Origin of the sequence: Roseomonas marmotae (assembly GCF_017654485.1) — a bacterium.
Lineage (GTDB): Bacteria > Pseudomonadota > Alphaproteobacteria > Acetobacterales > Acetobacteraceae > Pseudoroseomonas > Pseudoroseomonas marmotae.
The window spans coordinates 21,427-31,285 of the sequence record NZ_CP061099.1; the positions used below are offsets into that span (position 1 = coordinate 21,427).

Below are 9,859 nucleotides of genomic sequence, written 5' to 3' on the forward strand. Positions count from 1 at the left end.
GGGAAGGGGGGGGACCGCTATGGGGCGCACGCACAGAATTTTTCCCGCCTATAAAAGGAAGCCGCGCTGGCTCGGCCGCTGACCGGCCTTCGAACGCCGCCTGCCAGGCGACCGCCTCGAAGGGTATGTGGTGGAGGGTGGCGCGGCGGCCGACACGCGCCCGGCTCAGCTGGATCATCGCCGCGGCGGCGTCAAAGCCCACCACCGTTCAGCAGGGAGCCGGCCGATCCGCCAGAGCCGACATCATGCCGCGCTGCCGCTTTGGTGTGGAGAGCCGAGCAGGTTGTTTTGAGGCACAGTGCGCCAAGATCGGACGCCGCAGCCGATTGGCTTCAGCCGCGGACCGAGTAGCGCTCGAGGGCGGTGATCCGCTGCATCACCGGCTCCCACTCCCGGCCATAGATCTCCTGGCAGAGAAAAGCGCATTCCGCCGCGCGCTCGGCCTCCGCCACCTCGATGAACCAGGCGCGCGGCTGCGCCGCCCCCTTCTCCTCCGCGTTCCAGCGGTAGCCGCGGGCCTTCAGGCGGTCCTTGTGGTGGAAGGGCGCATCCGTGGCCCAGATCCGCCAGCGCGGCTGCCGTGCCCCTTCCAGCAGCCGCGCCAGCCCGGTGACGCCGGAGGCAGGCAGGGGACGGGCCAAGATCTCCAGCGTGGCCTCGCAGTCATGCCGCGCCCGGTGCCCCTCAAAGAACAGCCTGTGCCGCATGGCGAGGTAACCCAGCTTGCTGCCCTCGAACCCCTCAGCGGCCCAGTCGATCCCCCGCTGCGAGCAGGCCCAGGGCTTCTCCACGAAGGCCGGGCAGAAGGCCTCGGCAAAGCGCCGGTCAAAGCCGGCATTATGGGCGATGATCAGCGCCGCGGGCGCAATGAAGGCAGCCACCTCCGCCGGGTCGATCTGCTGCCCCGCCACCTGCTCATCCGTCAGCCCCGTCAGGGCCGTGACCGCCGGCGGGATGGGGCGGGTGGGCTGGCGCAGCCGGCTGAAGGGCTCGCCCACCGCATAGACGGTGCCATCCAGCCCATAGGTGAAGGGCAGCATCGCCATCTCGATGATCTCGTCCTGCGCGGCATCGAGCCCGGTGGTCTCCAGATCCAGCAGCAGGCCGAGCCGGGTGGGGGTGCCTGGGGGCGGTGTCAGCGCCGGCCGGGGCGCGATCCGCCGCAGCACACGATAGTGGCCGCTGGCCGCCAGTTGCGCCGCCATCGCCTCCAACTGGGTAAGGTCGAGCGGATCTGCGGCACGGGTTAGCATGCCGCTTCCATGGCGCCCGGGGTGTTACGGCGCCAGAAGACCAAAACAGGAACGCGAGCTTAGCGGCAGAGCCGCTCGCAGGGCACCCCGTCGCCATCGCCGTCCAGTCGCCGCAGCCCGCACTGCTGCAGATAGAAGCGCGCCTCAGCACAGTCACGCATCTCGCTGCAATAGCGCTTGGCGCCACAGCTGAGGCCGGCGCTGCTCTGGGCGGGGGCCGAGCCCCCTCCCCGGTTGTTGGTCGGTGCCGCGGTGCGCGTGCTGCCCTGCCGGCGCCAGTCCCAAGGCGGCACCTGCTCCTGCAGCGGCAGGCTCCAGAGGCCGCGCCTGGCCTGTCGGGCCTCCGCCTCCAGCCGTGGCAGGGCGGGGTCGCGGTTGTACTGGCGATACACCCAGGCCGCGCCGCGGCGCACCAGCTCGGCATTGACGTCCACCGGCCCCGCCCAGACCCGGCCGACCTTGCGGCCATAGCGATCGGTGTCCTCCACCACCACGCGCACCTCTTTGCGGAAGGCGAGCGCCGAGAGCTCCTGCTGGGCGCGGGTGCCATAGGGCTGGCGGCTTTCGGGGGCGTCGATGCCGTAGAGGCGCACCTTCACCTGCTGTCGCTCCGGCGTCAGCAGGGTCAGGGTGTCGCCATCCGCGATGCCGACAACGCGGCCCAGCAACTCGGCGGCGAGCGCGGGCTGGGAGAGCAGCAGGCTGGCGACCAGCAGCAGACGGGAGAGGCAGGACATCGGCGCTGCATAGCGCCGGTGTGGCGGCTTGTATGGAACCTCGCGAAGCCGTGAAATTGTGGTTGATGCGGCGTTCGAGCCGGCGAAATATGGCACCAGGGCTGCCAGGGCTGCCAGGGCTGCCAGGGCTGCCAGGGAGGCGCGGGGTCATGTGGTCGAGACTGGGCATGCTGATTGGCCGGCCCATCGAGCCAAGGCCCGCCAATCCTACCTATCGCGCCATCATGCAGGCGCAGGCCCGGCGCGGCTTTGCCGAGGATGCCAGTGTCCTGCCAGACCGCCCGGATCTGCTGGAATCTGGCCAGCCGCGCTCCCGTGGCTCCAAGAGCTGGATCGGCCGCCGCGCTGACCCGTCTGAGGATGTGGCGAGCCTCCCCTTTCCCGACGGCACCGGGCCACAGGGCCATCGCCGCCGGATGCGTGAGAAGCTGCTGACCCGCGGTCCTGGCGCGCTGGCGGATTACGAGATCCTGGAGACGCTGCTGTTCTTCGCCTTCCCGCAGGGCGATACCAAGCCGCTGGCCAAGCGGCTGATCAACCGCCACGGCTCCTTCGCCGCGGTTGAGGGCCTTCTTCTCAATGGTGAGCTTCTGGCGCGGTGCAGCGATCAGGGTGGCGTCGATGATCTGCCCGCCCATGGCGAGAAAGCCCTTGGCCGCCAGCTCCTCGTCGAAGCAGCGGAACAGCCCCTCGATGGCACAGGCCAGCTTGAGCTGTTCGCGGTCGTCTTGGCATCCGGCACCGCCTGATGCAGACCAAAGCCCGCAAAGCGCATGAACGAGAGCCGGTCCCGCAACTGGAATTCCGCTTGTCCGTCGGACAGGTTACAGAGCGCCTGCAGCACCAGGATACGAAACATCAGCACCGCATCATAGGGCGGGCGTCCGCCGCGGCTGCGGTCCGAGCGCGCTAGTGCCAAATCCAGCACTGGGCGGACGATCTCGAAATCGACCACTGCTGCAAGCCGCTCCAGCGGATCGCCCGCGGCCGACAAGGCTGCATACCGCTCATCCACATCAAAGAAGCCAAGCTGATCCGCCATCGACACTGCCCCGCTGATCGACCTCAGTGAATCAGCTCAGCGCCTCAGCCGCAAGGTTTCTCGAAGTGTCCTGTTGTAAAACGGCACAGATCTTCCTTGTGTACTACTTCGTTCTCGTAGATCTTCTCTCGAAGAGAGGGCGCGAAGACTGTATATAAGGAATCTAATGTTGGGAGAGTGCCCATGCCCATTCTATCACTGCCCTACGGAGATGCTGAGCAGCGTTTAAGAAGCAACAGGGAGCACGGCCGCTGGTGGTTCGCAGAGAACCTGCCCGTCGAGACTCGGGCGCTCGGTGCCAGTGAGCGGTTGAAGAAGCCCGCCCTTGAGCTGCTGATCCGGCCGAACTTCCGGATGGGTCGAACCAGCAACATCTTCACGATCGGTTCCTGCTTCGCGCGGGAAATCGAGGAGGCAATGCTGCAGGATGGCATGAACGTGGTGAGCAACCCAGCGGTGTTTACGCAGTGGGAGCCAAGAGCCCCAGCCGGCCTCTCCGATACCGAGGACCACATCTTCCGCATGGGCTACATCAACAAGTACACGATCGGAACCATGGTCGATGAATTGCGCTGGGCTGCTGAGGCGGTTCCGACCGGGCAGCATCCGGCTGTGCAGGAGGTCTCGAAGGGCCGCTTCGCGGATCTGGCGGCGCACAACATTCTGGCAGGCGACGACGAAGCGGCGGTGCGCGCGAGAAGGGACGCAATGAGCCAGCTGATGCGCTGCGCCTTCCAGGCGGATGTCATTGTCTTAACATTGGGCCTGGCAGAGGGGTGGCGCGATCAGGTAACCGGGACCTGGCTCGTTGATTCGCCACTGACGCTCAAGCCTGAACAGCCGGAACGCTATACCCTCGAAGTTCTATCCTTTGCCGATCAAATGGCAGGCCTCCGAGAGATCGCAGCTCTGCTGGACCGCTATGGCCGGCCTAACTGGCGTATGGTCCTGACCGTTTCTCCTGTGCCTTTTCTGGCTACCTTTACCGGCGATGATGTTGTCGTGGCCAACAGCTACTCCAAGTCCGTATTGCGAGCAGCAGCGGAGGAGTTCACACGGGAGAACAATAGGGCAGATTATTTCCCGAGTTTCGAAATGGCCAACTACTCCGACGCCGCATCGGTATGGAAGTCTGATCGGCGGCATATTCAAAAAGAATTTGTCCAGAAAATTGTTCACACCTTCCGGGGCTCCTACCTGCAGGATTGAACCGCGACAGCGGCGCAGGGTTTATCAGGTCTGTGCTTTGTCCACTCTTCTGGCCACCTCCGCGGCACTGCCCGGGGACTTGCCGAATGAACTCAGAATCCATCGGGGAGACAGGCTGATGTTGCGCAAGATCATCGGACCGCTCGCGTTGCTGCTGTGGCTTTCGGGCACCACGGTTGCCCAGCAGAGCACGAAATCACCCGACTTTCCCCACGTCATCGTCAACAATGACCTGACCGGTCTGGATACCGTTGTTCTCGGCGCCAAGCGGCTCACCGGACCAAGAGATCAGGCTTTGGTCGAGATTGCGAATGCCTTTCGAACCTATGTCAGAATGGGAGACGACACCGGTGCTGACGCACAAAGCCTAGCGGTCAACATCTCGACCTTCCAGTTCTGGGCAAACAGCAAGCTGTACAGCCTGTCAGATCATGATCGCTTTCTGCACAGCTTGCGGTACTACAGCGCATCACCAGCCGGTAATGCGACCAATCCATCGAATATCCGCATGTATCTTTCCGCAGGACACGATTTCATCGCAGATTTCCTGAATAACAATGGGTCGTCTCGCCAGGTCAAAATCCTGAGCTTCAGGCTTAACGATCACCATTACACCTGGAACTGGGAACTCTTCAATTCGCGCAGCCGGCAACAGGTCCTGCAAGCGCCACATGATGATAAGCCGTTTTGTGACCGGTCCGGCCACTCCGAAGCCGATGTGGAGAACAACCAGCAATGGACCGAAATGTCATTCACGCGGTACTTTCAGGCTTTCCGAACCGGTGTGCTAGAGGAAGCGCTGGGCTCACGCTGTGTGCAGGGCATGTGCTTGGCACCATCCGACTTCAACGTCTGTGCTCACGGAAGAACGTGCACTCTAGGGCAAAGCCGCAATGCTGGCCGCTGCGGCGGGATCACTCTGGATCTGGCGCAACCGCTCGTGCAGCGCTTCAAGATAATGCAGATGGCGGAGGTGGTCGCCGAGTACCGGCCTGCCTTCTTTGAAATCGATCTGAACAGGTTTCCGAGGCACTTTCCTACAGATATGCCGTTGGCAAAACGCATTGTGGCTATGTCCAGCTTTCTTGGCGAAGCCTCCGCCACTCTGCGCAGAATCAATCCGGCGATCCGGATCGGACTTCGCGTCCCTTCGAAGCAGCGGCATCGCGAGGAAATTGGTGTTGATCTGCCGGCTTTGGATCGCTCGCAGGTTTCCGATTACGTCATCCTCGCTATGCCCGCGATCGCAGACCAGCAGATCCAGTATCAGCTCGATTCCGCCAAGGCTCACACGCGCGTCTACGCTGAGATGTTTCAGAGCATCGGCGCCATTAGTCCAGACCAGGCGAACTTCGACAGCTTCCGTGAGCTTGCTGCAGCGGGGTACTCCCTCAATCAGCGCTTCTATCCAGCTACGAGCAGGAGCCTGACCACGGCCGCGCATCTTGCCTATGCGTTGCACGAAGTTCAGGGCATAGCGTTGTTCAACAGCCAGTATTACGCAGCCACGTTCCAGGATGGGAACCGCAGAAAGCCGCTGCAGCAGCCATCACAGGCAATGCGCCGGCTATCTGATCCGAACGAGGTTTCGAAGCTGGATCAGCACTACTTCCTGACTTCCACACATTACGGGCTTAGCCAGTCTTGTTCTGCTCCTCCTGCCAGTGACGACGTGTGCGATCAACTGCCATTCACAAGCAGACAGTTGCAAGCCGGTCATACATTCTCGATGGAACTCGCACCACCAGTACAGGGGTGGGACATGGATCGGGGAATCCTCCGCATGACCGTCCTAGCCTATCCTGGCAGCGGAAAGCCACTGAGCTCCTCAGATTATGCTCAGATTCGCTCGTCACTTTCTGTGACAATCAACGGGAAACTGCTCAACGAAGCTCCAGATAATACTGTCTGGCCCCTTGATCCTGAAGATGGAGAGCAGAACAACAGATATTACAGATCGATGTGGTGGACTGCGCCGGCGTTCAATTCCATCTTCAAGATCAACCCAAGTTCTCTGAAGATCGGCAAGAACAATTTGATCATCAATTACAATCCGACACCTCACGGCGTAAACCGAGCATTTCGTGTGGTAAACTTCGAGATGTCTCTGCCCGCAAGGCAATTAAGATAGCAGAATAGCATCCCAGGATCACGATGCGAATGCGCGGCGGCACTGGGCAGAACCTCCAGCAGGACTGGTGCACAGCCCTTATGAGAGCTGTGCACGGGTTGTGGTTCAAGGTGCGCAGACGGAGCTTATAAGACCTGTGCGCGGAAGGGCTGGAATCCGCTTATCTGCTGTGATTCGATGGGGATCCAGAGCGTCTGCGGGGAGTGCCTCGGATGTCACGTCGACGGATTGGCCAGGAAGCTCTCATCCTCGCGCCTGATCAGCGGGGCAGGCGATCCTCTCTGGACGATCTGGCGGGCCTGATCGACTGGGCGCCCGTCGAGAGCCGCCTGGAGGACATTCATGCCGCCGCGAGAGGCAAGCCGCTCTGGCCGCCCTTGGCCTTGTTCAAGGCGATGTTGATCGCAGTCTGGTACGACCTCTCCGACGTGAAGCTCGCGGAGGCTCTCGACGACAGGGCCTCGTTCCGGCGGTTCTGCGGCTGCTCCGCCCAGGTGCCGACGCCGGAGCGTACGGCCTTCGTGCGCCTCCGCCGCGAGTTGGTGAGCCAAGGCCTGGACCAGGTGCTGTTCGAAGCAGTGACGGCCCAGCTCTGGGCCAAAGCCGTGAGCGTCAAAACAGGCACGCTGATTGACGCGACGATCATCGCCTCCGCGAGCCACGCAGATGGAGAGGCAGCCTGGACGAGTCACCAGAAGCGAAAAGCCATTCAAGGCTTATCATCAGGCTAAACAGCCACCCCTTTCCGGCGGAAAGAAGCAGCGGCCGCTCGTTCAACCATTCGAGGATGCACGACCCTCCGCGCACAGGTCTCATAAGGTGCGACAATCCATGAGCCGCCGTGGCAACTGCCATGGATAACGCGCCCATGGAAAGCTTCTTCCACACCCTCAACGTCGAACTCGCCCAGCAGCGCCGGTGGGCCACGCGGGACGAAGCAAGACGCGACGTGTTCGCCTACATCGAAAGCTATTACAACCGGCAGCGCATCCACTCCGCCTTTGGATACCAGACGCCAGAGCAGATGGAGCACAATGCCGCCTGATCCCTGTCCATCAATTCAGGGGAAGATCAAAGAAGCCACGCTGATCCGCCATCGACACTGCCCCCGCTGATCGACCTCAGTGAATCAGCTCAGCGCCTCAGCCGCGAGGTTTTTCGAAGTGTCCGATGCTCGAAGTCGCCTTCAAGACCCTGAAGGCAGAACCGGTCTGGCAAACTGTCTTCCTGTCACGCCAGCATGCTGAGCTGGCGCTTGGCCGTTATATCGACGGCTTCTACAATCCGCGGCGACGGCACTCAGCGCTCGGGTACCAAAGCCCTTATGCCTTTGAAGCCGTGACATAGTTCAACAGCCGCTCTCCACTTTCCAAGGGCAAGTCCAAACGACTACTTGGCGGCTTTGGTGGGCAGCATCTTCTCAAATGGCTTGAGATCCGGTACACGCCCGCAAGATAGCGCCTGGGCAAGAGCAATGGCCTCCACTTGGCTGGGAGCGGGCGTCCGGCCCAGCATCTGCGCTATCAGAAGAAAGGCGGGTGCGCCGGAATCCGGAAAGACATAGCTGAGATAGCGCTCAGCCTGCTGCGTCACAATCATGTCCGGCCGGGCCATGACGACCATCTCCTCATGGAACCAGCGGGTACGGCAGAACAGCACGCGCTTAAAAAAGAAGGAGAGCGTCGTCAGGGTCTGGTGCAGGTAACTGTCGCCGAAAATCAGCAAGGTGCCGCGCGCTGTCGACGCATCGCTTTCGGTAATGACCAGCCGACCATCATTCACTGGACGTTCGTAGTCGTGAGGAAGGCCGTTCTCGAACGTCCGCAAACCATGCGGCAGCTTGAGGTTAAGGCTCGGCTCGTCTTGCTTCGGTTCAAGCTTCCGCCCCAGATCACCGCAGAACCGGCTGGGTGCCGGCACAAGTGCCGCACGCGCTGCGGCCTCCGCCAAGGCGACCTCAACGGGGCTACGCCCGGCTGCTTCAGCCAATAAGCGGCAGGCCACGATCTTCCCATGCGGGGCCCAGTGCGTGTCCGTGCGGTAGTAGGTGCGGCCTTCCGTCTCCGCCCGGAACTCGGCCACTGGATACAGCATACCTTCGCACCCGCCGACGATGTAGTGCTGTGCTAGGCCAACAGCGTCCCGGATCGGGAAAGCTTCAGAGACAACACGGTACTTCTCCGGCGCGATCATATGGACGCCTCTAAAAACCTCGCGGTTGACACGCTGAGCTGATTCAATGAGGTCAATCAGCGGAGGCAGTGGCGATGGCAGATCAGCCAGGCTTCTTCGATGTGGATGAGCGGTATGCAACGCTCTCTGCCGCGGGCGATCCGCTGGAGCGCCTTGCGGCAGTGGTCGACTTCGAGATCTTCCGCCCCGTACTGGATGCGGCGCTGAAGCGGTCAGATCGCGGCCGCGGCGGACGCCCACCGTATGATGCGGTGATGATGTTCCGCATCCTGGTGCTGCAGGCGCTCTACAGCCTCTCGGATGAGCAAGCAGAATTCCAGCTGCGGGACCGGCTGTCCTTCATGCGCTTTGCGGGTCTTGGCCTGCATCAGGCGGTGCCGGATGCCAAGACGATCTGGCTCTATCGCGAACAGCTCAAGCAGGCCGGTGCCATCGAGGGGCTGTTCCGCCGCTTTGATGAGGTGCTGGCGGCCAAGGGCTTTCTCGCCATGGGTGGGCAGATCATTGATGCCACCCTGATCGCCGCACCGCGCCAGCAGCTCACCATTGAGGAGAAAGCCACCATCCGCAACGGTGGCACGCCGGAAGGCTGGTCCCGTGCCAAGCGGGCGCAGAAGGACCGGGATGCGCGGTGGACGCTCAAGCGCGGCAGGACCAAGCCCAAACCAGAAGGCACGCAGCGCCAGGCCATCCAGATCGCGGTGCCCATCTTCGGCTACAAGAGCCATATCGGTATCGACCGGCGGCACGGGCTGATCCGCCGCTGGACAGTCACCGATGCCGCCCAGCATGACAGCCGCAGTTTTGTAGATCTGCTGGATCCCGAGAACACCGCCAGCCGCGTCTGGGCGGACACCGCCTACCGCACCAAGCGCAATCTGGAAGTGTTGGAGCGGCGCGGCCTGACCGAACGCATTCAGTTCCGCAGGCCACCGCGGCGTCAACTTTCCGAACAGCAGGCGAAGGCCAATGCCTTACGCGCCCGGATCCGCTCCGGCATCGAACATGTTTTCGCCGCCCAGAAGCACCGTATGAGGCTGTTCGTCCGCACGATCGGCATCGCACGGGCCCAGGTGAAGATCGGCATGGCCAATCTGGCCTATAACTTCGCCCGCCTCGCCTGGCTCAGCACCCGAGCTGCGCCCGCATAACCCCACCGCGCCCACGAAGAGCGGCACCCGCCGCCCAAAGCCGGTGACCCAGTCGGGTCAGCAGGGGCACGTCATGACCTGAGGCGACAACCCTGTTCACGAAACCAGCACAGCGACGGGTACTTCGAGGTGTCCGACTGAAC

General features: G+C 62.3%; 7 protein-coding genes and 3 pseudogenes. 6 read left to right on the forward strand and 4 right to left on the reverse strand.

Annotated elements, in window-relative coordinates; genetic code table 11:
* Nucleotides 1–332: 332 nt before the first annotated feature.
* The 3 genes and pseudogenes from IAI58_RS22875 to IAI58_RS22885 all read right to left on the reverse strand — a co-directional run.
* Nucleotides 333–1,253 carry a 3'-5' exonuclease gene (locus tag IAI58_RS22875; protein WP_208776369.1) on the reverse strand — a complete coding sequence of 307 codons (921 nt, stop codon included), beginning with the start codon at nucleotides 1,251–1,253 and terminating at the stop codon, nucleotides 333–335.
* Between the two features lie 59 nt (nucleotides 1,254–1,312).
* Complete coding sequence (locus IAI58_RS22880; protein ID WP_208776370.1) at nucleotides 1,313–1,990, reverse strand: thermonuclease family protein; 678 nt, start codon at nucleotides 1,988–1,990, stop codon at nucleotides 1,313–1,315.
* A gap of 533 nt (nucleotides 1,991–2,523) precedes the next feature.
* A pseudogene (locus IAI58_RS22885) lies at nucleotides 2,524–3,032 on the reverse strand (transposase); the annotation flags it as partial.
* Nucleotides 3,033–3,215: 183 nt separating this feature from the next.
* Here IAI58_RS22885 and IAI58_RS22890 point away from each other — a divergent pair.
* The 5 genes and pseudogenes from IAI58_RS22890 to IAI58_RS22910 form a co-directional block, all read left to right on the forward strand.
* Nucleotides 3,216–4,241, forward strand: coding sequence for a GSCFA domain-containing protein (locus IAI58_RS22890; protein WP_208776372.1), 1,026 nt, complete (start codon nucleotides 3,216–3,218; stop codon nucleotides 4,239–4,241).
* A gap of 118 nt (nucleotides 4,242–4,359) precedes the next feature.
* Entirely contained in the window at nucleotides 4,360–6,372 is a 2,013-nt protein-coding gene (locus tag IAI58_RS22895) for a hypothetical protein (RefSeq protein ID WP_208776373.1), read from the forward strand.
* A gap of 212 nt (nucleotides 6,373–6,584) precedes the next feature.
* Nucleotides 6,585–7,103 carry a transposase gene (locus tag IAI58_RS22900; protein ID WP_208776374.1) on the forward strand — a complete coding sequence of 173 codons (519 nt, stop codon included), beginning with the start codon at nucleotides 6,585–6,587 and terminating at the stop codon, nucleotides 7,101–7,103.
* Nucleotides 7,104–7,194: 91 nt separating this feature from the next.
* Nucleotides 7,195–7,417: pseudogene (locus IAI58_RS22905) on the forward strand (integrase core domain-containing protein); the annotation flags it as partial.
* A gap of 131 nt (nucleotides 7,418–7,548) precedes the next feature.
* Nucleotides 7,549–7,719, forward strand: a pseudogene (locus IAI58_RS22910) (IS3 family transposase); the annotation flags it as partial.
* A 42-nt stretch (nucleotides 7,720–7,761) separates the two neighbouring features.
* Here IAI58_RS22910 and IAI58_RS22915 read toward each other — a convergent pair.
* A complete protein-coding gene (locus IAI58_RS22915; RefSeq protein WP_208776375.1) occupies nucleotides 7,762–8,565 on the reverse strand; it encodes an alginate O-acetyltransferase AlgX-related protein in 804 nt (267 codons plus the stop codon).
* Between the two features lie 74 nt (nucleotides 8,566–8,639).
* Between IAI58_RS22915 and IAI58_RS22920 the strand changes: the two genes are divergently transcribed.
* Nucleotides 8,640–9,716 carry an IS5 family transposase gene (locus tag IAI58_RS22920; protein ID WP_208775950.1) on the forward strand — a complete coding sequence of 359 codons (1,077 nt, stop codon included), beginning with the start codon at nucleotides 8,640–8,642 and terminating at the stop codon, nucleotides 9,714–9,716.
* Nucleotides 9,717–9,859 lie beyond the last annotated feature (143 nt).

Coding starts and splice junctions, on each gene's coding strand:
- IAI58_RS22920 (WP_208775950.1), top strand. CDS start 8,640: ATGGCAGATCAGCCAGGCTTCTTCGATGTGGATGAGCGGTATGCAACG.
- IAI58_RS22880 (WP_208776370.1), bottom strand. CDS start 1,990: ATGTCCTGCCTCTCCCGTCTGCTGCTGGTCGCCAGCCTGCTGCTCTCC.
- IAI58_RS22900 (WP_208776374.1), top strand. CDS start 6,585: ATGTCACGTCGACGGATTGGCCAGGAAGCTCTCATCCTCGCGCCTGAT.
- IAI58_RS22915 (WP_208776375.1), bottom strand. CDS start 8,565: ATGATCGCGCCGGAGAAGTACCGTGTTGTCTCTGAAGCTTTCCCGATC.
- IAI58_RS22875 (WP_208776369.1), bottom strand. CDS start 1,253: ATGCTAACCCGTGCCGCAGATCCGCTCGACCTTACCCAGTTGGAGGCG.
- IAI58_RS22890 (WP_208776372.1), top strand. CDS start 3,216: ATGCCCATTCTATCACTGCCCTACGGAGATGCTGAGCAGCGTTTAAGA.
- IAI58_RS22895 (WP_208776373.1), top strand. CDS start 4,360: ATGTTGCGCAAGATCATCGGACCGCTCGCGTTGCTGCTGTGGCTTTCG.